Raw genomic sequence first — 22,950 nt, forward strand, 5'->3', positions numbered from 1 at the left:
CAGGTGCTGATGGCGACGTCCGCTTGCCCGGAGGGGACGTCCGGATGGTGCGGGCCCGAAGCGGATGGCTCGCCCGGTGAGCCGTGGGTGCGGTCGCCTCGACATCGACTGTGAGCGATAACATGCCGTTCGTCAAGCCGTAACGGAGGACGCCGACGAAGCCCGCCCGGGGAGAACCGGACCGGGTCCGAGCCCGCGCGGCGACACCAATCGGCGGCAGGCATCATGTCGGCGTGAACTCAACCCTGGCCGCTCTGCTCGGCTCCGCGATCACCGCCTGCGCCTCACTCCTGGTCGTGTGGACGCACAGCCGGGTCAAGCGACGCCAACGCGAGCGGGCCGAGCTTCAGCGGGCGTACGTCCTGGTCCTATCCGGCGCGCTCCGCCTCGCCCACAAGGTCGAGGCGCTGCGGCAGACCCGGTACTGGCGGTCGGGGCTGCCCGAGGCGGGCAACGACCTGCTCGGCGGGCACAAGCCGCTGGGGCCGATGGGGCTGCACGACTGGCTGGCCCGGGACATGGTCACCGTGGAGGCCGCGTGGTCGGAGATCTGGACGCGTGGGGACCAGGACGGCATCGCGCTCGCCAACGGGCTGATGACCGCGTACAACGCCGTGCTGGCGGCCGCGTTGCAGGCCAGCGGGAGGGAGCCGTTCGAGGCGTCCGACGAGATGACGACCGGGATCCGCCGCCTCGGTGAGGCACGTCGGCAACTCGCCCTGCACGCCCGCCGGGCCGCCAAGCTGGGTCCGCGCGACGTCGACCTGTTCACCGAGCGGGAGTACGGCGTACCGGTGGGCTGATGTCGGGCTGGGCGTCGGCCGGAGGTGCCGACGCCGGCAGCGCCAGCTGGACGACGCCGAGCATCGCCGCCGCCACCACAGCGTCGAGCCAGTAGTGGTTGCCGGTGGCCACGACGACGAGCATGGTGACGAGCGGATGGGTCAGCCACAGCCACCGTAGGCGTCCACGGGTCACCGAAACGAGCGCGACGGCGACGGCCAGCGCCCACCCGACGTGCAGGGACGGCATGGCCGCGTACTGGTTGCTGAGCGCGTCGGTGTCGGGCGGCCCGTAGACGGAGGGCCCGTACCGGCTGCCGGTGTCCACCAAGGCCGTCAGCGCGGTCAGCCGGGGCGGCGCCAGCGGGACCACGACGTGCACTGCCAGGGCCGCCGCGGTGAGCACGGCGAGCGTACGGCGGGTGCGCAGGTAGCGCGCCGGGTGCCGCAGGTAGAGCCAGACCAGGGTGACGGCCGTGGCCGGGAAGTGCACGTACGCGTAGTAGCCGTTGGCCAGGTGCGCCAGCAGGGTGTGCGAGAGCACGGGGTGCTGGACGACGGCCTCGTCGGGCAGGCGCAGCAGCCGCTCCAGATGCCAGACGGACTCGCCGTTGGCCAGCGCCGTGGCCACCCGACCGGCCACCACCATCCGCGCCCCCTTGTAGAGGAGGAACAGCGTGGCGACCAGCAGCAGCTCCCGCACGGCCCGGCGCGCCGGAGCGGCCCGCCGGCCGGGCGTGACCGGCCTCGACGCCGTCAGCTCGGCGATTCCCACAGGCGTCTCGATTCGGTCGTAGGGCCTGTTTCACCGGGGCGGTCGAGCCGAGGCGGGGCCTGGACGACGATCCGGCAAGGCCACGCCGCCGGTCGTCGTCCGGACCCCGCCGCAGGCCGGCCAGTCCTTGTGAAACAGGCCCTCGGATCAGGGGCCGCCACCGTCGTGACGGTGGCGGCCCCTGATTCTGTGCTCTGCAGAGGTCAGCGCCGCTCGGGCGCCGCGTTCGCCGTGGAATCGGCGGCGACCTGGTCGAACGCGGGCGCTCCGTCGACCGCGTCGGCGGCCAGAGCCGTCGACGTGGCGGCGTCCGGCAGGTCGAGGCTGGTCCGCAGGGTGACCGGCCGGAGCAGGAGCGCCGCGATGACGCCGACCACCCCGATGGCCGCGGAGATGAGGAAGATGTGGCCGGTGGCGTCGCCGTACGCGGCGCGCACGATGTGCTGAACTCCGTCGGGCAGCGCGGTGATGTTGAGGTTGCTGTCGCCACCGCTGCCGGAGGTGGGGATCCCGGCGGCGGCCAGGTCGCGCGTGATCTGGTCGGTGACCCGGTGGGCCAGCACGGCGCCGAGCACCGAGACGCCGACCGCGCCGCCGAGCGACCGGAAGAACGCGACGCTGGAGCTGGCCGCGCCGATGTCCTTGAGGGCCACCGTGTTCTGGACGGCCAGGACGAGGTTCTGCATGGTCATGCCGACGCCGGTGCCGACGATGAACATGCCGACGCCGACGAGCACCAGAGACGTCTCGTGGTCGATGGTGCCGAGCAGGCCGAACCCGACGACCAGGGTGATCGAACCGGCGACGATGTACGGCTTGATCCGCCCGGTCCGGGTGATCAGCCGGCCGGCGACGATCGAGGAGCCGAGGACTCCGGCCATCAACGGGATGGTGAGGAGGCCGGCCTCCGTCGGGCTGTAACCCCGGCCGATCTGGAAGTACTGGCCGAGGAAGACCGCGCCACCGAACATGGCCATGCCGACCGCGAGGCTGCCCAGGATGGCCAGGGCGGTGGTGTGCTGGCGCACGATGGCGAGCGGGACGACCGGCTCGGCCGCCCGCGATTCGACCCAGACCGCGAGGGCGAGCAGGAGGAGCGAGCCGGCCACCATGGCCGCGCTCTGCCACGAGACCCAGGCGAACGAGCTGTCGACGAAGGAGATCCAGATCAGCAGCACGCTCACGCCGGCGGCGATCAGGCTCGCGCCCAGGTAGTCGATCTTGACGTTGTCCCGTCGGAACGTCGGCAGGTGCAGAGTCACCTGGAGCAGGATCAGCGCGACGACGGCGACCGGCACGCCCACGAAGAAGCACCAGCGCCAGCCGAGCCAGGACGTGTCGACGATGAGGCCGCCGAGCAGCGGGCCGCCGACGGTCGCCACCGCCATGACGCCGCCGAGGTAGCCGTTGTAGCGGCCCCGCTCGCGGGGCGGGATCATGGCGGCGATCGCCACCTGGACGAGAGCCTGCAGGCCGCCGACGCCGATGCCCTGGAACGCACGGGCCGCGATGAGCTGGCCGGCGCTCTGCGAGAAGCCGGCGATGACGGAGCCCAACAGGAACACCACGATGGCGACCTGGATGAGGAGCTTCTTGTTGAACAGGTCGGCGAGCTTGCCCCAGATCGGGGTGGTGGCCGTCGCCGTGAGCAGGGTCGCGGTGACCACCCAGGTGTACTGGGTCTGGGAGCCGTTCAACGCGCCAATGATCTTGGGAAGCGCGGTCGAGACGACCGTGCTGCTCAACATCGCGACGAAGAGCACCAGCAGCAGGCCGCTGAGCGCCTCGAGGGTCTGCCGATGGCTCATCGGCTCGGCGCCGGGCGTGGTGGTGGGTGCGCTCATCGCGCGGCCTCCCGCTTGTCGTGGGTTCCAGGACGACAACCAGGCGTACGCGGCGGCCTCGGGTACGGACATCCGCGCGCCTGAGTTGGTTGCCTCACGCAAGCATCTACCGATCTTGCCCAGTCGGCAAGTTTGCCCATTGAGAAGCCGGTCACTCGACGTACGCTGACGACGATGGACGAGATCACCGGCCTGCGGGAGCGCAAGAAGGCGGCCACCCGCCTGGCCCTGCACGAGTCAGCCCTACGCCTCGCGGCCGAGCAGGGCCCCGACAGCGTGACCGTCGAGGCGATCGCCGACGCCGCCAACGTCTCCCGGCGGACATTCTCGAACTACTTCTCGAACAAGGAGGAGGCGCTCTTCTACGGCGACACCGTGCGCCTGCGCCGCCTGTTGCAGTTGGTGCGCGAACGGCCGGGCGGTGAGCCGCCGTGGACCGTGCTGGGCCGGGCGGCCGAACACTTCACCGCGGAGTCGGCGCGCGACCGCGACCACGACTGGCTGACCCGACGCCGGCAGTTGCGCGGGCACCCGGGCCTGGCCGCGCACCAGGTCGCGGCGTACACCGCGATCGAGCGCGAGTTGGCGGCCGAGCTCGCGCATCGCCTCACCGGCGCCGAGGTGGCGCTGCGCGCCCGCCTGCTGACCGCGACCTTCCTGGCCGCCCTGCGCGTCGCCATGCAGCACTGGATTGACCACCCGGGCCGCGACCTGCTGGAGATCGTACGAATCGCGCTGAGCGAGGTCGGTCCCCCGCCGGCCGTGCGGCCGGCGGGGGACTCGGTGTCCTGATCGTCGTCAGCGGTAGCCGGCGCTCACCACGTTGGACTGGACCGCGTTCTCGGTCGCGTCGGACGGGTAGCCCGCGACCATCGCGCCCTCGTAGAACGTGCCGGCGCTGAGGTTCGCGCCGCCGTCGGGCTTGCAGCAGTCGCCGCCGCTGCCCAGGATGATCGCGCCCTGCTTCTTCATCGGGCTGTAGCCGGACGGCAGCGAGCCGTCCCACAGCGTGTACAGGCCACCGGACTGCGCGTCACTGCCCTTCATCGCGAAGCGGGACGTGCCGTTGTTCTTCAGCGTCGCGGTGACGAACTTGCTGGTGAACGCCCGCTGGTTCGGGTTCCACGAGCTGCTGCCACCCGGGAACAGACCCCACTCCAGGTCGGCCTGCACCCACGGGCCGCTGCCCGAGCAGCCGCCGAACCAGCACTGCTTGCCGAAGTTGATGGCGTCCATCGCACCGGCGGCGTCGGCCTTGCGGGTCGTCTCGCTGTTGCCGTAGTCGAAGCAGCAGCCGCTGTTGACGTGCGTGCCGCTGGTCACCATGTACATGCCCTCGGGCGCGGCGCCGGTCGGCACGCCGGTCAGGTGACCGTCCCGCCAGTAGCTGTTGCCCGGGTTGATGTAGAGCGAGTACGCCTTGCTGCCGCCCACCGTCAGAGACTCCGTGGTCGCCGTGGCCGGCCTGCTCTGCGGCGAGCCCGGAACCACGCTCGATCCCTGGTACCAGAGGTCGTTACCGCGCCCGGACTGGTCGAAGACGACCGTGATCACGCAGGTCGTGCCGGCGCAGAACGAGTCCTGCGTCGCCGCGTTGGCGGTGCCGCCCGTACCGGTCAGCCCGATGTTGCGGGTCGTGTTGTCCGACGAGCGCCGGACCTGGTAGAGGTTGCCGGCGTACGTCCCGTAGAGGGCCCGCGTGGTGCTGTGGGCCGCCACGCACGGGGTGCCACCGGAGGCGTAGATGTCACACGGGCGCGCACCGCCCGGCGGCGGGCTGGTCGGCGGCGCCGTGGTCGGCGGGACGCTGGTCGGCGGGGTGGTCGGCGAGGCCCACTGCTGGTTGGCGCCACCGTTGCAGGCCCAGAGGATGACCTTGGTGCCGTTCGCGGTGCCGGCCCCGTTGGCGTCGAGGCACAGCCCGGACTGCACTCCGGTGATGGTGCCGTTGCTGTTGACGTTCCACTGCTGGTTGGTCTGGCCGTTGCAGTCCCAGATGATCGCCTGGGTGCCGTTGGTGGTGCCGCGGCCGGAGGCGTCCAGGCACTTGTTGCCGTACACCGAGAGCTGTTTGCTCGACGTCCAGGTCCAGGTCTGGCCGGCCGCGCCGTTGCAGTCCCAGAGCTGGGTCTGGGTGCCGTTGGCGGTGCTGGAGTTGGGGACCTCCAGGCACCGGCCCGAGGCCGCGCCGACGATGGTGGTGCTCTGCCCCGGCGCGATGGCCGCCGCCATCGCCGCGGCCTCCGCGGCGGACGACGAGGCACCGGCCGTGGCGCCGACGGTGACGAGGACGAGGGCGCCGGCCAACGCGCCGGCCAGCATGGCCAGGCGCCCGGGGCGACGTCTCGGGATGGGATCGCGGGCCAGGCCGGGCCCGGTGGGGGACGGGGTACGCACAGGGTGGCTCCTGGAGAGTCGTGGCAGCGCACGGGGTGTGCCGACGCGCCGCAGGGTGGTGGCGGGGCGGGCGAATCGATTCGTAGCGATCGTAGGAGCGGATTTTGATCAGTGTCAATGAAAGCCCGGTCGGCGGGAATCCGGCGGTGGCCGTCCGTGCCGGCGGCCACCGCCGGGGTTCACGCGCGTCGCCTACCGACCCCAGAGACGCCAGGTCTGGTTTAGCGGGCTGCCCTGGGTGACCGCGTTGCAGGGCCACTGGATGACCGACGCGCGGGCCGCCGTGGAGACCCCGTTGACGTCGACACACTTGCCGCTGTGTCGGGCCACGAGTTGGTAGTCGTGCGCATCGTTGCCGGAGTAGGTCACCTTCCGGAGGGCGAACTGCTGGTTCGTCGCGTTCTGGCAGGTCCGCTGGATCACTGCGGCGGAGTTGGCGGTGGAAGCGCCGCTGACGTCGAGACACTTGCCGCTCTGCTGATTGACCACCGTGTACGTGTTGGCCACGCCGGCGACCGGCCGGAAGTTCCAGAGCTGCTGGTCACCGCCCTCGCAGTAGAACTGCTGCTGCGCGTTGCCGTCGGCGGTGCTCAGGTTGGTGTTGTCCAGGCACTGCTGGGAGTGCTGGGCCACCGCCACCGACTGGAAGCCCGCCTCGGAGGGCGGCAGCAGGGTCACCGTGTACGTGTCGTTCTGGTTGCCGTACGGCAGGTTCACGGTGGCGTTGTTGTTGGACAGGTTGACGACGGTGTTCGAGACCGTGATGGGCCCCTGCACCGCGCCACCGTTGTTGTACGGGATGCGCTGCGTGAGCACCCGCACCTGGTTGTTCTGCACCACGCCGCTCGTCGTGTCGAGACGTTGCAGGTTGACGGCCAGGTTTCCGGTCGTACGACCGCCGCCGACCAGGACCTTCGCCACCCCGCTCGCCTTCGTGGCGTACGCGTCGTAGGACTGGCTGCCGGTCACCGCCACGATCTCCCCGGCCTGGGAGGCGTAGTAGCGGTAGACCCACCACTCCCCCTTGGGCTGGTGCTGACCGGCCGAGTTGCGGACCAACAGGTTGCCGAGGTCGTTGTGCAGGTTGCCGGCGCTGGCCCAGTTGGCGCGCAGACCGTCCGCCTTGGCCCGCTCCAGACGCGAGATGTACCAGGCGCCGTCGGCCGGGTTCTGCTCGTTGGACGCCCCGTACTCGTTGATCTGGTACGGGCGGGGGTGCGCGATTCCGCGCGGATCGAGGGTGGCGTTGGCGGCCGCGACGTTGGCGACCGGGTCACCCGGCAGGGAGTGCCAGCTGATGATGTCCGGCACGGTGTTCGTCGAGCGGACGAAGTCGAGGTACTGGTTCCAGAACGCGTGCGAGGTCGACGGCACGCAGGCGCAGCTCGGCCCGACGATGAGCTGGTTGGGGAACTCCGTGCGGAGCCGCTGGTACGTGCGTCGCCAGAGTTCGAGGTACTGGGAGATCGGCCGGTTCCAGAAGATGGTGATGTTGGGTTCGTTCCAGATGTCCCACTGCACGGTCAGCCCGGACGCCCGGACGTCGCCGATGACGCGGTTCAGGAAGTTGTCGTAGTCCGTCCAGTTGCCGTTGTCGCCGGGAAAGCGCGAGATGCCGGCACCGTCGGCGCCCCACAGGTCGTGCGGCAGCAGGATGAACTGCCCGCCGAGGGCGACGGTCCGGCGGGCCTGGGCGAGGGTGGCGTTCCAGCGGCGGTCGTAGTTTCCGCCGACCCAGCCACTGCCGGGCAGTTGCGCGCCGCCGGCCCGCATGTAGCGGAAGTTGACGTCGCGGTAGAAGTGGTCGGGTGGGCCGCTGGCGTTCTCGGTCATGCCGTAGATCCAGCCGGACGCACGGTAGGTCGGTGTGCCGGTGGTCGTGGAGAAGTTCACGCTTATCGACTCGTCGGCGGCCTGGGCGGGGGACGCGGCGACGGTGACGGCCGTGGTGGCGGCGAGCAGGCCGACGGCGAGTCGGGCGACGAGCGCGCGCGCTCGGCCGGGCCTGCTGCGGGACGGGGTTTTCACGGGCGGCTCCTTGGTGGGGCGCGGGGGACGCTCTCCGGAGGGCTGCGCTTGCGAATCGATTCGCTCGGATCGTAGGTCGGAGACTCACTCATGTCAATGAAGTGACGGTCCGGTAAAGCCGGTGTTTCCCGGTGCTCCTCACGAGGGCTGCCGGGCAACTCTTGACCACCGAACACGGACGGTCCTATCTTCGTGCGAACCGGTTCGTCGAATCGGTTCGCCTCATGGTCGGACCCGGTCCGGCCCGCGACGGTCAACCCACGACCCCACCACCCGATCGAGTTGAAGTGAGGCAGCACATGACACGACTCAACCGACGGCGGCGACTGGCCGCCGTGGCCGTGATAGCACTCGCCGCCGTGACGACCAGCGCCTGCTCGTCGTCCGGAGGCTCCGGCAACGACGACGGTGGCGGCGGCGCCTACCTCGTCTGGGACCCCTACCCCCAGTTCGCCGACGACTCCGACTGGGTCGCCCTGCTCAAGAAGTGCGGAACCTCGGCGGGCGTGACGGTCGAGCGGACCGGCTACGACACCACCGACCTGACCAACAAGGCGCTGCTCGCGGCCCAGCAGGGCAACTCGCCGGACGTGCTGATCGTCGACAACCCGGTCATCTCGACCCTGGCCGAGGCCGGCGCGCTCACCACGACCGAGGAGAACAAGCTGGACACCTCGAGCATGGAGAAGAACCTGCTCGGCGCGGGACAGAGTGGCGGCAAGACGTACGGCGTGCCGATCGGCGCCAACACGCTCGCCCTCTACTACAACAAGGACCTGCTGACCGCCGCCGGCGTCGACCCGGCCTCGGTCACCGACTGGACGTCGCTGACCACGGCGCTCACGAAGGTCAAGGCCAAGGGCAAGAAGGGCATCACCTTCTCCGCGATCGGCACCGAGGAGGGCAGCTTCCAGTTCCTGCCCTGGTTCTGGGGCTCGGGTGCGCAGCTGACCAGCCTCGACTCGCCACAGGCGGTCTCCGCGCTGACGCTGTGGAGCGACTGGCTGAAGCAGGGGCTGGCCCCGAACTCCGTCATCAACAACACCCAGACCACGAGCTGGCAGGAGTTCGCCACCGGCGACTTCGCGTTCGCCGAGAACGGCACCTGGCAGCTCGCCAACGCCGAGAAGCTCGGCTTCTCGTACGGCACCATCGCGATTCCGGCCAGCGCGGGTGGGCCGGCCCCGGCGCCGACCGGTGGTGAGTTCGTCTCCATCCCGGTACAGAAGAAAACCGGCCGGTACGCGACGTCGCAGCAGCTCGTCACCTGCCTGACCAGCGCCGACAACCTCCTGACCACCGACACCACGCTCTCCTACGTTGCACCGGTGGCCGCCGTGCAGGACCGGCAGGCCACCGAGAACCCCAAGCTCAAGGTCTGGGTCGAGGCGGTCCGGGCGGCCAAGGGTCGCACCGGCGACAACCTCGGCACGAAGTACCCGAAGATCTCCGAGCCCCTGTGGAGCGCCGTGCAGGCGGCTCTGAGCGGTGGGAAGTCGCCGCAGGAGGCGCTGACCGCCGCGCAGGCCACGGCCGCGAGCAAGTAAGCGCGCCGACGCGACGACATGACCCCCACGACGCAGACCTCCAATACCACGCGGAGCGACGGTGGGGCGGCCGACGCCGCCCCACCCGGGCCCGCCGCGCCCCGTACCCGTCGACCCGGCCGCTGGCTGGCGTGGTGCTTCCTGGCGCCGACGGTCGTCTACCTGCTGGCCTTCTACGCCTACCCGCTCTATCGCAACGTCGAGCTGAGCCTGCGCGAGTACACCGTCCGGTCCTTCGTGCAGGGTGGCGCGCCCTTCGCCGGCCTGGACAACTACCGCACCGTCCTGACCGATCCGGCGTTCTGGCCGACGTTGACGCACACCCTGGTGTTCACCGGCGCGTCGCTCGTCTTCCAGTTCGGCATCGGCATGGCCCTGGCGCTCTTCTTCCGCCAGCACTTCCCGCTGTCGGGCACCCTGCGGGCGCTGATCCTCGTACCGTGGCTGCTGCCCCTGATCGTGTCCGCCTCGACCTGGTCGTGGCTGCTCAACAGCGACTCGGGCCTGGTCAACGCCGCGCTCGGCGTGGTGGGGGTCGACCCGGTCAACTGGCTCACGTCGCCGACGTGGTCGCTCACGTCGGTGATCATCGCCAACATCTGGATCGGGATCCCCTTCAACCTGGTGGTGCTCTACAGCGGCCTGCAGGCGATCCCGGTCGAGGTGTACGAGGCGTCCGCGCTCGACGGCGCGACCGGCTGGCAACGGTTCTGGTCGATCACGTTCCCGCTGCTGCGCCCGGTCTCCGCGATCACGCTGCTGCTCGGGCTGATCTACACGCTGAAGGTCTTCGACATCATCTGGATCATGACCAGGGGCGGCCCCAGCGGCTCCTCCGCCACGCTCGCCACCTGGTCCTACCGCCTGGGCTTCGGCAACCTGCTGCCCGAGTTCGGGCCGGGCGCGGCCGTCGGCAACCTGCTCATCGTGCTGGCGCTGGTCGCCGGGCTCGTCTACATCCGGTTCCAACGGAGGCAGCACCTACGATGACCACGTCACCGCGTCGAGTCTGGTGGAAGACCCTCGTCGGCCTGGCGCTGACCGGGCTGATGCTCTTCCCCGTCTACTGGATGATCAACGTGTCGTTCACCCGGGACCAGGACATGCGGGCCAGCCCGCCGCACCTGTTCCCGACGAACGGCACGCTGGACGGCTACCGGGCCGTCCTCGACCAGCAGCTCCCCTACCTCGGCACCAGCTTCGTGGTCGGCCTCGGGACGGTGGCGCTGACGGTGGCGCTCGCCGCCCCCGCGGGATACGCGCTCGCGAAGCTGCGCCCACCCGGCGGCCCGGTGCTGAGCTTCCTGCTGCTGATCGCCCAGATGATCCCCGGGATCATCATGGCGATGGGCTTCTACGCCATCTACCTCACCCTCGGCGTCCTGAACACGCTGCCCGGCCTGATCCTGGCCGACACCACACTCGCGGTGCCGTTCGCCGTACTGATCTTCACGGCCTTCATGTCGGGCATCCCCGACGAGCTGCTCCAGGCCGCCGTGGTCGACGGCGCGGGCCAGCTACGCACCTTCTGGTCGATCGTGCTGCCGGTCAGCCGCAACTCGATCGTCACGGTGTCGCTGTTCGCGTTCCTGTGGTCCTGGTCGGACTTCATCTTCGCCTCGACCCTCGCCGGTGGCGGCGACCACCAACCGATCACCCTCGGCATCTACCACTACATCGGCAACAACAACCAGCAGTGGAACGCCATCATGGCCACCGCTGTGGTCGCCTCCGTCCCCGCAGCCGTGCTGTTGATCCTGGCTCAGCGGTACGTCTCGATGGGCGTGACCGCCGGCGCCGTCAAGGACTGACCATCCGCACCACAGAAAGGCAGCCGCCACCCATGACTGTCGCCCCGCCCGGTCCGGAGTTCGCCATTCAGGACATCCCGTTCAGCTATCGGGGATCCTGGCTCAACATCTCCCCCGTGGTCGCCGAGAAGACGTACGCCGACGACCTGCACCTGGTGTCGCACCAGACCGGGCTGCACCCGGTGCTACGCCTCTGCCCCGGCGCCCCGGACACCACCGTCGTCGCCACGCCCGCGCTGCTGACCTGGCATGCCGGTCCCGGTCGGGTCGAGGCCGTCTTCGACGGACCGGACACCCTGCGGATCCGGGGCCGGCAGCTCGGCCTGCGGATCGCCGCGGCGGCGGACACGCTCACCCCGTTCAGCGGCAGCTACCTCTACCGCGACCCGGTCGACGGCTCGCACGTCTTCACCTCGTACGAGACCGGGCGTCGCTACCGGGTCACGGTCCTGGCCGGCGCGCTGCGCCGCGCCGACGGCGTCGAGGCGCTCGGCACCGCCGACCGGTCCCTGGACCTCGCCGGTGACGAGCCCTGGGAGATCGCCATCGAGGAGTACGCCACCGCGCGCCAGCCCTACGCCACGGCCGTCGCCTTCGACCAGGTGTGCCACGACCGGAGCGCCGAGTTCGCCGCGTTCGTCGACGCGGTCGCGCCGTGGCGCGGCGAGGAGACCCCGGCCGCCGAACTGGCCGCGTACGTGCTGTGGTCCGCCACCGTCGACCCGGCGGGCTTCGTCACCCGACCCGCCGTCCTGATGTCCAAGCACTGGATGGACAAGGTGTGGAGCTGGGACCACTGCTTCAACGCGATCGCCCTGGCGGCCGGCGAGCCGGAGCTGGCCTGGCACCAGTTCCACCTGCCCTTCGACCACCAGGACGCCGCGGGCGCCCTCCCCGACTCGGTCACCCACTCCGAGGTCCTGCACAACTACGTCAAACCCCCGATCCACGGCTGGGCGCTGCGGCACCTGCGCCGACGTCTCCCCCACCCGCCGGATCGGACGGCGCTCGCGCAGACGTACGACCGGCTGGCCCGGTGGACCGGATTCTGGCTGGACGCGCGCCGCGCACCCGGCCAGGAGCTACCGCACTACCAGCACGGCAACGACAGCGGCTGGGACAACGCCACCACGTTCGACGACCACCGGGTCCTGCAGACCGCCGATCTGGCCGCATTCCTCGTCTCGCAGTTGGACTGCCTGGCCGACCTCGCCACCGAGCTGGGCGAAGAGGCCGACCGGTGGTCCCGGGAGGCCGACCGGATCCGGGCGGCGATGCTCCGGGAGCTGTGGGACGGTGAGCGTTTCGCCGCCCGCAGCCCGCACACCGGGCAGCGGCGGACCAGCCGTAGCCTGCTCGACCTGATGCCGGTCGCGCTCGGCGCCGACCTGCCCACCCCGATCACCGACGCGCTGGCCCGGGGCGTCGAGGCCCACCTCACCACCCACGGGCTGGCGACCGAGCCGACGGACTCGACCCACTACCTCGCCGACGGCTACTGGCGGGGCCCGATCTGGGCGCCCTCCACCGTGCTGGTCGAGGACGGCCTGCGGCGGGCCGGGCACACCGCGATCGCCGACGACATCAGCCAGCGCTTCCTCGCGCTCTGCGAGAAATCGGGCTTCGCGGAGAACTTCGACGCCGAGACCGGCGCGGGGCTGCGCGACCGCGCGTACACCTGGACCGCCAGCAGCTACCTCATCCTCGCCGCCGCCCAGCAGGAGCGCCGGGCCGCGCGGCGCTGACCGGGCCAGCGTGTTCGCGCGTGGCCAACGTGGTCACGCGCGGCCAACGTGGTCACGCGCGGCCGCCGTTTTCGCGCGTGGCCGGCGTGTTGCCGTGCGGCCGCCGTGTTCGCGCGTGGCCGGCGTGGTGGCGTGCGGCCGGCGTGTTCGCGCGTGGCCGGCGTGGTGGCGTGCGGCCGGCGTGGTGGCGTGCGGCCGGCGTGGTCGCGCGGCCGCCGTGGTCGCGCGGCCGCCGTGGTCGCGCGGCCGGCGGGAGCGGGCCGGATCAGCGAGCCCGGACCGGGCCCGTGCTGGACCGCAGCGAGATGGGTGGGCTGTACAGGCGGTGCCGCGGCACGCTGCCGGGGGCCGCGATGATCTCCAGCAGCAGTGACACCGCCTCCGCGCCCATGTCCCGCATGGGTACGTCCGCGGCGGTCAGCGCCGGCCGGAAGTCCTCCGCCCAGTGCTGGGCGGCGACGCCGGTGACGGAGAAGTCCGCCGGCACGGCCAACCCGGCGCCGGTCAGCGCGCGCTGCATCCCGGGCAGCGCCGCCTCGTTGATGGTGGCCACGGCCGTGACCTCCGGATGCGTGACGAGCAACTGCTCCACGCAGGCCTCGCCGGAGGCGGTGTCGTCGCCGCAGCAGACGTCGATGCCGGCGAGGCCCCGCTCCGCCACCGCCGCCTGGAAGCCGGCCAGGGCTCGGTGGCTCGGACCGTAACCCGCCGCCACCAGCTCGGCGGAGCGGTTCACCAGGGCCACGTGGCGGTGCCCCAGGTCGGCCAGGTGGTGCACGCAGCGTGCGATCAACCCGGCGTAGTCGATGTCGACCCAGCTCATGCCGTGCGCCTCGGCCGTGCGACCGATCGTGACGAACGGCAGACCAGCGCGAGCCAGCCGGGTCACCCGGTCGTCCTCCAACCGGATCTCCATCAGCACGACGCCGTCGACGCGACGCCCGGTGACGATCCGCTCGAACGAACGGTCGTGGTCGCCTCCCGACGGGGACAGCAGCACGTCGAGGTCGTGTCGGGCGGCGGCCTCGACGACGCTGGCGACGAAGCCCAACTGCATGTCGGTCAATCGTTGGCTGGCCGGTGGAATCACCAGCCCGAGGGTGCGCGTACGCCCCTCCTTCAGCGCACGGGCGCTGGCGTTCGGCCGGTAGTCCAGCTCGTCGATGACCGCCTGGATCCGCTGCCGGGTCGCCTCCGACACCGTCCGCTTGCCGCTGAGCACGTACGAGACCGTGCTGCGGGACACCCCCGCCCGTCGGGCGATCTCCCCGATGTTCATCCGCCGCCCTCGAATCGATCCCTGCCCCGCCGGGGACGCGCCCTGACCCGGGTCCGAGCATAGGCGCTCGGCGAAGCGACCCGGAGGTCCCGCCCGGCGCACCCCGCCCCGAGCCGGTCAGGAATCAAGAAGCTCCCGGGCGCCGTCCGGGCCTAGCCTTTTCCCAGGTGGCCGGCAGGATGCCGAACCACGACGAGCGAGAGGGAGCCCGACATGTCCGAGAAGTCCTCCACGACCGATTCCGCCGGCTTCAGCGCCGAGGAGCGTGCCGCGATGAAGGAGCGTGCGGCAGAGCTGCGTGCCGAGGGCAAGAAGGGTGCCAAGAAGGCCGACGGGTTGCAGGCGGTCCTCGACCGGATCGCGCAGATGGCGCCGGACGACCGCGCGCTCGCCGAGCGGGTGCACGTGGCGGTCACCACCGCCGCGCCCGAGCTGTCGCCGAAGACGTGGTACGGGATGCCCGCGTACGCGAACGCCGCCGACAAGATCGTCGTCTTCTATCAGGACTCCGGCAAGTTCAACTACCGGTACTCGACGCTGGGCTTCCAGGACCCGGCCAACCTCGACGACGGCGACCTCTGGCCGGTGTCGTACGCCCTGCGCGCGTGGAGCCCCGAGGTGGAGAAGCGGATCGTCGAGCTGGTGCGCGCGGCGGTCTCCTGAGCCACGCGCTGGCAACCCGTGCGCCCGGCGGCGATGATCGGGACGTGTCGCCCTGGGAGTTCGTCACGGACGTCGGCGTACCACTGTTCTTCGTCGTCGGTGCCGCAGTCACCGCGGTCGGCGCGTTCACCGATCCGCCGCAGGATTTCTCCTGGCCGCGCGGCTGGGAGTGGGCGTGGGTGGGCGTGTGGGTCATGGCGAGCGGCGAGGCGGCGTTCGGCACCGACCGACCGTGGTTCGAGCGCGCCTGGAAGGGCGCCGTCGCCCTCCTCGTCGCCGTGGCATTCGTGGTCGCCGTGTGGCGACGATGGCGGTGGCGCACGAGGGCCCGAGGCACGGACGCCGGCGCGGCGGGGTAGACCACGGTTGGGCGACACGCCCGGCCCGCCGCCGGCGCGGGGCCGGCGGCGGGCGGGAACGCGCGGGTCAGGTGGTCGTGCAGGTGATGTCGGTCGGCGGGTTGTTGGTCCCCGTCGAGGTGGCGAGGAAGCCGAACGTGGTGGAGCCACCGGCCGGCAACGACCCGTTGTAGTCCACGTTCGTCACCCGCACACTCGCGCCGCTCTGGGTGTGCGTGCCGCCCCAGATCTGGCTGATCGCCTGCCCGTTGGGGAAGGTCCAGGAGACTGTCCAGCCACGGATCGCCGTCGCGCCGGCGGTCACCGTGACCGAGCCCTGGAACCCACCCGACCAGGCGTTCGTCACCGTGTACGTCGCCCGCGCGCCGGACGGCGAGGGTGTGCTCGACACGGTCGGCGTCGGCGTCGGGATCGGGCTCGGTGTGTCGGTCGGACTCGGGGTCGGCGAGACGGTGGGCGAGGGCGTGCTGGTCAGCGTCGGTGACGGTGTCACACCGGGCCGGGCCGCGCGATAGGTGTGACCGGCGCGGACGGTGAGTTGCACGACATCCGTTTCGGGTCGGGTGGTGCTGGGTGTGCTGCCGTCGGCGACGTCGACGAGCGTGAAGGACCCGGTGAAGAGGCGGGCGCGCAGGCGTACGGTGCCGTCCCGGTCGGCGCGGAGGCTGATCTCGTCGGCCTGCCCACTGGTCCAGGCCACGCCGACGGTGTAACCGCCGCGCCCGCGCAGGCCGGCGACCTGGCCGGTGGGCCAGGCGCTCGGCAGCGCGGGGAGCAGGTGCAGCTCGCCGTTGTGGCTGTGCAGCAGCATCTCGGCGACGCCGGACGTCGCGCCGAAGTTGCCGTCGATCTGGAACGGTGGGTGCAGGTCGAACATGTTGGGCGCGAGCCGGTCGGTGCGGACGAGGTCCTTCAGGAGCTTGTAGGCACGGGTTCCGTCCTCCAGCCGGGCCCAGTAATTGATCTTCCAGGCGAGGGACCAGCCGGTCCCGTCGTCGCCGCGCAGTTCCAGCGTCCGGCGGGCGGCCTCGTAGAGCTGCGGGGTGCCGCGCTTGGTGATCTGGTTGCTGGGATGCAGGCCGTACAGGTGGGAGACGTGCCGGTGGTTGCGTTCGGTCTCGACCCAGTCGGCGAGCCACTCCTGCACGTTGCCACGGGAGCCGACCTTCATCGGGGCCAGCCGGTCCCGCGCCGTCCGCACCTGGGAGCGGAACGTGGTATCCACGCCCAGCACCTCGCTGGCCCGGGCCACGGCGTCGAACAGGTCCCGCAGGATCTGGTTGTCCATCGTGGGCCCGGCGCAGACGCTGGCGTTCGAGTGGTGCGGCAACTCCGGCGAGTTCGACGGGTTGGTGACCAGGTAACCGAGCGACGGGTGAGCGACCAGGGTGTCGAGGAAGAACTGGGCCGCGCCCTTGAGCGCCGGATAGTTGGCCGCCAGGAAACCGGCGTCGCCGGTGAACAGGTAGTGCTCCCAGATCAGCGTGGACAGCCAGGCCCCGCCGGTCTGCCACATCCCCCACAACGCGCCGTCGACGACCGAGGCGCCCCGCCACGCGTCGGTGTTGTGGTGGGTGACCCAGCCGCCCGCGCCGTACTGCGCCTGGGCGACGCGGGCACCGGTGGCCGTCAGATCCTTGATCATGTCGAAGACCGGCAGGAAACACTCGGCCAGGTTCGTGGTGTCGGCGGGCCAGTAGTTCATCGGCAGGTTGGCGTTGATCGTGTACTTCGAGTCCCACGGCGGCGTCATGGAGTCGTTCCAGATGCCCTGCAGGTTCGCCGGTTGCGTGCCCGGACGCGAGGAGGAGATCAGCAGGTACCGGCCGAACTGGAACAGCAGGGCCGAGAACTGCGGATCGTTGGTGCTCCCGTGCTGGGCGATCCGCACGTCGGTCGGTTGGTCGGCCGCTGCCGTCCGCCCGAGGTCGATGGTCACCCGGTTGAACAGGGCCTGGTAGTCGGCGAGATGGCGGCCGCGAAGCTGGTCGTAGCTCGCCCCGCGGGCGGCGCTGAGGCGGGTACGCGCGATGCCCTGATAGTCGCCGTTGACCGTGCGGTAGTTGACGTAGCTGGACCCGATCGAGATCAGGACGGTCACGCTCGTGGCCCCGGAGACGCGCAGGGTGCCGCCCGAGCTGCTGACCGTCCCGCCCGTCGCGGCGGCGGAGGCCAGCGCGAGGAAACGCACCGACCCGTTGACGCCCTCCATGGCTCCGGAGATGCCGTCGACCGCGATCGTGGCGGCGTCGGGGCTCGACATCGTCGTGCGTTGTGGGCTGTCGAAGGTGGCGTTGAACGTGATCGAGTTGGCGCGGTCGGCGGTCAACCGGAGCACGATCACCCCGTCGGGCGCGCTGGCGAACACCTCGCGCTGGTGTCGGACGCCGTTGAGCACGTACGTGGTGGTGACGGTGGCGGTGGTCAGGTCGAGCGTCCGGTTGTACTGCGACGCGCCGCTGGCGGAACCGAAGGCGAGACGCAGGTTGCCCACCGGCTGGTAGGCGAGCTGACCGCCCGGGTTCCCCATCATCGTCTGGTTGATCAGGTCCTGCGCCGACGTCCACTGGTCGGCGAAGACCCGCCGCCGGATCTCGGCGAGGTTGGCCGCGCCCCGGGTGTTGGCCGAGTCGTACGGGCCGCCGGCCCAGACGGTGTCCTCGTTGAGTTGCAGCCGTTCGGTGTCGACGTTGCCGAACACCATCGCGCCGAGACGCCCGTTGCCGATCGGCAGCGCGCGGAGCCAGTCGGTGCCCGCCGGCTCGTCGTACCACAGAGCCATGTCGTTGGCGGCGAGCACCTGCGGCGGCGCGACCGAGCCGGCGCGGGCGACGGCGGACCACGCGACCGGTAGCAGCGCGGCGCCGGCGCCCACGGCACCGGCGCGTAGCACGTTTCTTCGTGTCACTTCGGACATGGTCTCTCCAATCTGCGCAGGCCAGATACCTCACGCAGGTGGGGACGGCGCCGCTGGAGACGCCGCCGGAATTGGCGCGATGGCGGGGACGTGCCCACGGCCGGATTGCCGTTCGAGTCCTGGCGGGGACGGTCGGCGGTGGCCGGGACGCGTGGTGGGCGCTCGCTGTTAGCGTTAACAGGCGCGGCCCGCTCGCACCCTCTGGCAACGTTCACAGCCGAGACCCGGCGCACCGGGCTCCCGGCGGCGCGCCATACATCCTCCATAGACCTTCGTAGATGACGACGCTGCTCGTCAATAGATGACGACCATGTTTCGGATCGGCGCGCAGGGGCGCGCCACCGGCGGGCCGCCCGGACACCTTGCCATCGACGCAGCTCGTTCGTACCATCCGGAGCCACGAGATGTTATCGCGAACAAACCGCGACATCTCGGCACCGACCGCTCGGAGGTGGCAGCTGTGTCCTCAGGCTCGTCGGCCGTTGCGGGCTACGACAACCCGGTCGTACCCGGCTTCTACCCTGACCCGAGCGTCTGCCGGGTCGGCGAGGATTACTACCTCGTCTGCTCGAGCTTCGAGTACTTCCCCGGGGTGCCGCTCCTGCACAGCCGGGACCTGGTCCACTGGCGACAGATCGGTAACGTCCTCGACCGTGCCAGCCAGTTGCAGATCCCGCCCGACGCCGACGCGTCCGGAGGCATCTTCGCGCCGACCATCCGCCACCACGACGGCCGCTTCTGGGTGATCACCACCAACGTCAGCCTTGGCCGGCATCTCATCGTCACCGCGGCGGATCCCACCGGCCCATGGTCGGAGCCGGTCTACCTCGACCTGCCGCACGTCGACCCGTCCCTGGCCTGGGACGATGACGGCACCTGCTGGCTGACGACCTCGGGAGTGGACGGCTACCGGATCGACCCGGACACGGGCCGGGTGCGGGAGGGTCCGATCGCGCTCTGGTCCGGCACCGGAGGGCAGTACCCGGAGGCGCCGCACCTGTACCGGATCGGCGAATGGTGGTACCTGCTGCTCTCCGAGGGCGGCACCCACACCGGTCACGCCGTCTCGGTCGCCCGGTCCCGCAGCCCTCGGGGGCCGTTCGAGCCCGCGCCGACCAACCCGATCCTCACCCACCGGAGCACTGACCTGCCCGTCCAGGCGGCCGGGCACGCCGACCTGGTGCAGGCTGCGGACGGCAGTTGGTGGATGGTCCTGCTGGGGATCCGGCCGAAGGGCCAGTGGCCGCCCTTCCACGTGCTCGGACGCGAGACGTTCCTCGTGCCGGTCCGCTGGGTCGACGGCTGGCCCGTGATCGACCCCGTCCGAGAGGTCACCGCCGCACCCGCCGGCAGCCCGCCGGCCCTGGCCGCCCCACCCGATCCGGGCGCGCACCGCGACGACTTCGACACGACCAGCCTCGCACCCGGGTGGGTCTCGCCCCGCTCCCGTCCCGACGCGGCCTGGTCGTTGACCGAGCGGCCCGGATGGCTCACCCTGCACGCCACCGGTACGACGCTGGACCGCGCCGGCGCGACGATCGTGGCGGCCCGCCAACGCCACCATGACTGCCGCGCCAGCGTGCGAGTCGATCCGGGCGGCGGCACGGCCGGACTCACCCTGCGCATCGACGAGGCGCACCACTACGACCTCGAGGTCCAGGACGCCGTCGTCCGCGTGCTCGGCCGGGTGGGACCGTTCCGGCAGGTCTTCGCGACGCTCGACGTACCCCGTGGTCCGCTCATCCTGACGATCGCTACCCGGACCCACGATCTCTACCCGCCGACCGTGACGTCCGCCGCCGGCCTCGCCGCCACCGACGAACCCTTCGGGGTACGCGCCGCCACCAGCGACATGATCACGTTCGAGGTGGAGAGCACCGAGGGTCGGGTGCTGCTGGCCGAACTCGACGGACGCTACCTCTCCACCGAGGTCGCCGGCGGCTTCACCGGCCGGGTCATCGGCATGTACGTGACCGACGGCGTCGCGGCCTTCGACTGGTTCGACTACCGTCCCATGGCGCGTCCGCCCGGCTGAACGACCGGTGCCGCGATCGTAGACTCGCCGTGTGAGCGACGAGAGCCGGCGGCGCCGCCCCCGCAAGCCACTGCGGGGTGACCTGCCCGTCGCCACGATCGCCGAGCTCGCCGGCGTGTCCCCGCCCACGGTGTCCAAGGTCCTCTACGGCCGGGCCGGGGTGGGTGAACAGACCCGGCAGCGGGTGGAGGCGCTGTTGCGCGACCACGGCTACCGCCGACCGGAGCACGCCGTGAGAACCCGCTGCGTCGAGGTGCTCTTTCACCACATGCTGCCCTCGATCGCGCTGGAGATCCTGCGCGGCATCCAGGAGGTCGCCGACGCGCGGCACTGCACCGTCGGGTTCGTCGACCTCCGCCACCGCGTGACGGCGGGGCTGCCCTGGATGGAGCCTCTGCTGCTGCGGCATCCGACCGCTGTCATCGCGGTCTGTTCTCTCGTCACCGCCGAACACGGCCGGCAGTTGGCCGCCATGGGCATACCGCTGGTCGCCATCGACCCGGGCGGCGAACACTTCCCCACCCCCGCCGTCGGGTCGAACAACTGGAGCGGCGCCCTCGCCGCCACCCGGCACCTTCTCGACCTCGGCCACCGGCGGATCGGGGTACTCACCGGGCCGGTGCAGGACCTGGCGGCGCGGGCCCGCCTGGACGGCTTCCGCGCCGCGCTGGATCATGCCGGCATCGGCTTCGATGACAGCCTCGAACGGCAGGGGGTCTTCAGTTTCGTGGCCGGCCGGGACCTCGGCCGCGAGTTGCTGGCCCTGCCCGAACCACCCACCGCCATCGTCTGCGGCAACGACCTGCAGGCCCTCGGCGTCTACGCGGCGGCACACGACGTCGGCTGGCGGATCCCCGAGGACCTCAGCGTCGTCGGGTTCGACGACGTGGACCAGGCGACCTGGACGTCGCCACCACTGACCACGGTGCGACAACCGTTCACCGAGATCGGGGCCACCGCCGCCCGCCTCGCGTTGACGCTGGCCGACAATCACGCGCTGCCCCAGGAACGGTACGAGCTCAGTACGGCGCTCGTCGTCCGGGGCAGCACCGGGCCACCCGGTCCTCGGTAGCAGTGCCGACCGCGACATCGCCAAGATTTTTTCGGCGATGATGTCGAGAACCACCACCCGGCGTCGTCCCCGGGGTGAACGTGACCGGAACGGGTCGCGCCAGCGAGGAGGAACACGACGATGAAGTACCTGCTGTTGAAGCACTACCGGGGCGGTCCGGTCGGAGTGAACGACGTGCCGATGGACCAGTGGACGCCGGAGGAGATCACGGCGCACGTGCGGTACATGCACGACTTCGCCGCCCGGCTGGAAAAGAGCGGCGAGTTCATCGAAGGCCAGGCGCTCGCCCCCGAGGGAGCCTGGGTCCGCTACGACGGAGAGGGACGCCCGCCGGTCACCGACGGCCCGTTCGCCGAGACCAAGGACCTCATCGCCGGCTGGATGGTGATCGACGTCGACAGCTACGAACGCGCCGTCGAGCTGGCGGGCGAGCTGTCGGCCGCGCCGGGCGCGGGCGGTAAGCCGATCCACGAGTGGCTCGAGGTACGCCCCTTCCTCACCGAGCCGCCCACCATCACGGAGTGACCTGCGCGATGGACCAGGCACTGCTCCGGAGCCTCACGCCGAGCGTGCTCGCCGTTCTCGTCCGCCGCGGAGCTGACTTCGCGGCGGCCGAGGACGCCGTACAGGATGCGCTTGTGGAGGCCGTTCGCGTCTGGCCGGCCGACCCGCCGTGCGACCCGAAGGGTTGGCTGATCACCGTGGCGTGGCGTCGGTTCCTCGACACCGCCCGCGCGGACGCCGCCCGTCGTCGTCGGGAGGACGTCGTGGACACCGAGCCGACGCCCGGTCCCACGAGCGGGGTGGACGACACCCTTGCGCTCTACTTCCTCTGCGCCCACCCCTCGCTGACGCCGTCGTCGGCGGTCGCGCTCACGTTGCGCGCCGTCGGAGGGCTGACCACCCGGCAGATCGCCCAGGCCTACCTGGTGCCCGAGGCGACCATGGCGCAGCGCATCAGCCGGGCCAAACGCACCGTCTCCACCGTACGATTCGACCAGCCCGGCGACGTGACCACCGTGCTGCGCGTGCTCTACCTGGTGTTCAACGAGGGCTACACCGGTGCCGTCGACCTCGCCGCCGAGGCCATCCGGCTCACCCGGCAGCTCGCGGTCGCCATCGACCATCCCGAGGTGGCGGGACTGCTCGCCCTCATGCTGCTGCACCACGCCCGCCGTGCCAGCCGGATCGCCCCCGACGGCAGCCTGGTGCCGCTCGCGGAGCAGGACCGCGACCGATGGGACACGACCGCCATCGCCGAGGGCGTCGGCGTCCTCCAGGCGGCCCTCGCCCGCGACCGGCTCGGCGAGTTCCAGGCGCAGGCCGCCATCGCGGCGCTGCACGCCGACGCTCCCACCGCCGAGGAGACCGACTGGGTGCAGATCGTCGAGTGGTACGACGAGCTCGCACGCCTGACCGACAGCCCGGTCGTCCGGCTCAACCGCGCCGTGGCGGTCGGCGCGGCCGACGGTGCCCGAGCCGGGCTGGCGGCCCTCGCCGCGTTGGACGACTCGCTGCCCCGGTACACGGCGGTGGCCGCGTACCTGCACGAACGCGCCGGTGACCTGGCGACGGCGGCGCGGCTCTACGCCGAGGCGGCCCGTAAGGCGGCCAACCTGGCCGAGCGGGACCACCTGACCCGCCAGGCCGCCCGCCTCAACGACCACCGACGGCGGTGAGGGCTGGCGCGCGACCC

Annotated in this window: 18 protein-coding genes; 12 read left to right on the forward strand and 6 right to left on the reverse strand. The window is 71.1% G+C overall.

Annotated elements, in window-relative coordinates:
- Positions 1–233: 233 nt before the first annotated feature.
- Positions 234–803, forward strand: a complete 570-nt coding sequence (locus tag ACIBTX_RS08640) for a hypothetical protein (protein WP_357120483.1) — start codon at positions 234–236, stop codon at positions 801–803.
- On the opposite strand, the gene ACIBTX_RS08645 is transcribed toward ACIBTX_RS08640, so the two are convergent.
- Together ACIBTX_RS08645 and ACIBTX_RS08650 are read right to left on the reverse strand one after the other, a co-directional pair.
- A complete protein-coding gene (locus tag ACIBTX_RS08645; RefSeq protein ID WP_357120486.1) occupies positions 769–1,557 on the reverse strand; it encodes a phosphatase PAP2 family protein in 789 nt (262 codons plus the stop codon). The genes ACIBTX_RS08640 and ACIBTX_RS08645 overlap by 35 nt on opposite strands.
- Before the next feature lie 203 nt (positions 1,558–1,760).
- A complete protein-coding gene (locus ACIBTX_RS08650) occupies positions 1,761–3,401 on the reverse strand; it encodes an MDR family MFS transporter (RefSeq protein WP_357120489.1) in 1,641 nt (546 codons plus the stop codon).
- A gap of 174 nt (positions 3,402–3,575) precedes the next feature.
- Between ACIBTX_RS08650 and ACIBTX_RS08655 the strand changes: the two genes are divergently transcribed.
- Positions 3,576–4,193, forward strand: coding sequence for a TetR family transcriptional regulator (locus ACIBTX_RS08655; RefSeq protein ID WP_357120492.1), 618 nt, complete (start codon positions 3,576–3,578; stop codon positions 4,191–4,193).
- Positions 4,194–4,199: 6 nt separating this feature from the next.
- Here ACIBTX_RS08655 and ACIBTX_RS08660 read toward each other — a convergent pair whose 3' ends face one another.
- Both ACIBTX_RS08660 and ACIBTX_RS08665 read right to left on the reverse strand, forming a co-directional pair.
- Complete coding sequence (locus ACIBTX_RS08660; RefSeq protein WP_357120495.1) at positions 4,200–5,798, reverse strand: arabinofuranosidase catalytic domain-containing protein; 1,599 nt, start codon at positions 5,796–5,798, stop codon at positions 4,200–4,202.
- 192 nt (positions 5,799–5,990) lie between these two features.
- Positions 5,991–7,826 carry an RICIN domain-containing protein gene (locus ACIBTX_RS08665; protein WP_357396619.1) on the reverse strand — a complete coding sequence of 612 codons (1,836 nt, stop codon included), beginning with the start codon at positions 7,824–7,826 and terminating at the stop codon, positions 5,991–5,993.
- A 299-nt stretch (positions 7,827–8,125) separates the two neighbouring features.
- Here ACIBTX_RS08665 and ACIBTX_RS08670 point away from each other — a divergent pair, with 299 nt between their 5' ends.
- From ACIBTX_RS08670 to ACIBTX_RS08685, 4 genes are read left to right on the forward strand one after another with little or no spacing between them, the layout of a single operon-like run.
- Entirely contained in the window at positions 8,126–9,373 is a 1,248-nt protein-coding gene (locus ACIBTX_RS08670) for an extracellular solute-binding protein (protein WP_357120501.1), read from the forward strand.
- An 18-nt stretch (positions 9,374–9,391) separates the two neighbouring features.
- Entirely contained in the window at positions 9,392–10,363 is a 972-nt protein-coding gene (locus ACIBTX_RS08675) for a carbohydrate ABC transporter permease (RefSeq protein ID WP_396832261.1), read from the forward strand.
- Complete coding sequence (locus tag ACIBTX_RS08680) at positions 10,360–11,184, forward strand: carbohydrate ABC transporter permease (RefSeq protein ID WP_357171492.1); 825 nt, start codon at positions 10,360–10,362, stop codon at positions 11,182–11,184. Before ACIBTX_RS08675 ends, ACIBTX_RS08680 begins: the two co-directional genes overlap by 4 nt.
- A 32-nt stretch (positions 11,185–11,216) precedes the next feature.
- Positions 11,217–12,929 (forward strand): amylo-alpha-1,6-glucosidase, encoded by a 1,713-nt coding sequence (locus ACIBTX_RS08685; RefSeq protein WP_396832262.1) that lies wholly within the window; start codon positions 11,217–11,219, stop codon positions 12,927–12,929.
- Positions 12,930–13,194: 265 nt separating this feature from the next.
- On the opposite strand, the gene ACIBTX_RS08690 is transcribed toward ACIBTX_RS08685, so the two are convergent.
- Positions 13,195–14,208 (reverse strand): LacI family DNA-binding transcriptional regulator, encoded by a 1,014-nt coding sequence (locus ACIBTX_RS08690; protein ID WP_357120513.1) that lies wholly within the window; start codon positions 14,206–14,208, stop codon positions 13,195–13,197.
- Between the two features lie 213 nt (positions 14,209–14,421).
- Between ACIBTX_RS08690 and ACIBTX_RS08695 the strand changes: the two genes are divergently transcribed.
- Together ACIBTX_RS08695 and ACIBTX_RS08700 are read left to right on the forward strand one after the other, a co-directional pair.
- Positions 14,422–14,871 carry a hypothetical protein gene (locus tag ACIBTX_RS08695; protein WP_357396613.1) on the forward strand — a complete coding sequence of 150 codons (450 nt, stop codon included), beginning with the start codon at positions 14,422–14,424 and terminating at the stop codon, positions 14,869–14,871.
- A 44-nt stretch (positions 14,872–14,915) separates the two neighbouring features.
- Positions 14,916–15,230 (forward strand): hypothetical protein, encoded by a 315-nt coding sequence (locus tag ACIBTX_RS08700; protein WP_396832263.1) that lies wholly within the window; start codon positions 14,916–14,918, stop codon positions 15,228–15,230.
- 67 nt (positions 15,231–15,297) lie between these two features.
- On the opposite strand, the gene ACIBTX_RS08705 is transcribed toward ACIBTX_RS08700, so the two are convergent.
- The gene (locus ACIBTX_RS08705) at positions 15,298–18,147 is read right to left on the reverse strand and encodes a glycosyl hydrolase family 95 catalytic domain-containing protein (RefSeq protein WP_357396611.1); all 2,850 of its coding nucleotides are present in this window, start codon (positions 18,145–18,147) and stop codon (positions 15,298–15,300) included.
- Positions 18,148–18,607: 460 nt separating this feature from the next.
- Here ACIBTX_RS08705 and ACIBTX_RS08710 point away from each other — a divergent pair, with 460 nt between their 5' ends.
- From ACIBTX_RS08710 to ACIBTX_RS08725, 4 genes are all read left to right on the forward strand, one after another.
- Positions 18,608–20,182: a glycoside hydrolase family 43 protein gene (locus ACIBTX_RS08710; RefSeq protein WP_357120527.1), complete on the forward strand. Its 1,575-nt coding sequence runs from the start codon at positions 18,608–18,610 to the stop codon at positions 20,180–20,182.
- A 31-nt stretch (positions 20,183–20,213) separates the two neighbouring features.
- Positions 20,214–21,254, forward strand: a complete 1,041-nt coding sequence (locus tag ACIBTX_RS08715; protein ID WP_396832264.1) for a LacI family DNA-binding transcriptional regulator — start codon at positions 20,214–20,216, stop codon at positions 21,252–21,254.
- Positions 21,255–21,374: 120 nt separating this feature from the next.
- Complete coding sequence (locus ACIBTX_RS08720) at positions 21,375–21,779, forward strand: YciI family protein (RefSeq protein WP_357120534.1); 405 nt, start codon at positions 21,375–21,377, stop codon at positions 21,777–21,779.
- A gap of 8 nt (positions 21,780–21,787) precedes the next feature.
- Positions 21,788–22,933, forward strand: a complete 1,146-nt coding sequence (locus tag ACIBTX_RS08725) for a DUF6596 domain-containing protein (protein ID WP_357396649.1) — start codon at positions 21,788–21,790, stop codon at positions 22,931–22,933.
- The last annotated feature ends 17 nt before the right edge of the window (positions 22,934–22,950 follow it).

Origin of the sequence: Micromonospora sp. NPDC049359 (assembly GCF_044466585.1) — a bacterium.
Classification (GTDB): Bacteria; Actinomycetota; Actinomycetes; order Mycobacteriales; family Micromonosporaceae; genus Micromonospora.